Here is a 501-nt window from a genome sequence, read left to right on the forward strand (position 1 = left end):
ATAGCCTGCCATGATGTCTTCCGGTGTTTTTAGACTCATTGGACTTTCTCCTGGATAAGCATGGGCTCGCATGTTGGTACGTGTACCGCCAGGATTGATACAGTTAAAACGCAGATTCGTGGTGTTTTGCGTCTCCTGAGTAAAGATATCACTCATACCCTCTACCGCCTGCTTTGAAAGTGCGTAAGCGCCCCAGAATGCACGAGGATGTGTACCAACTGTGCTAGAGGTAAAGACAATAGAGCCATTATCCGCATCTTTAAGTAGTGGTAGTAGCGCTTGGGTGAGCATAAAAGTCGCGGTGAAATTGACTTTCATGACTTGAGCAAAGGTATCGATGTCATACATCTCAAGGGGTGTCAGCTGTCCGAGCACACCTGCATTATGTAAAATACCATCTAACTGACCGACCTCTTTATCGATCAGTCTTTCTAGCTGCTGCATTTCAGCATAACTGGCGCCTTCTAGATTCATGGGTAACATTGCAGGCTGCTTACCACC

Annotated in this window: 1 protein-coding gene; it reads right to left on the bottom strand. The window is 46.5% G+C overall.

Going from position 1 to position 501, the window contains the following annotated elements; all coding sequences use genetic code 11:
* Nucleotides 1-501, bottom strand: a 501-nt coding sequence (locus tag I6F53_RS20515; protein WP_197240994.1) for a YciK family oxidoreductase, incomplete at both ends; no start/stop codon positions are given.

It is taken from the genome of Pseudoalteromonas sp. SWN29 (assembly GCF_015864465.1).
Classification (GTDB): domain Bacteria; phylum Pseudomonadota; class Gammaproteobacteria; order Enterobacterales; family Alteromonadaceae; genus Pseudoalteromonas.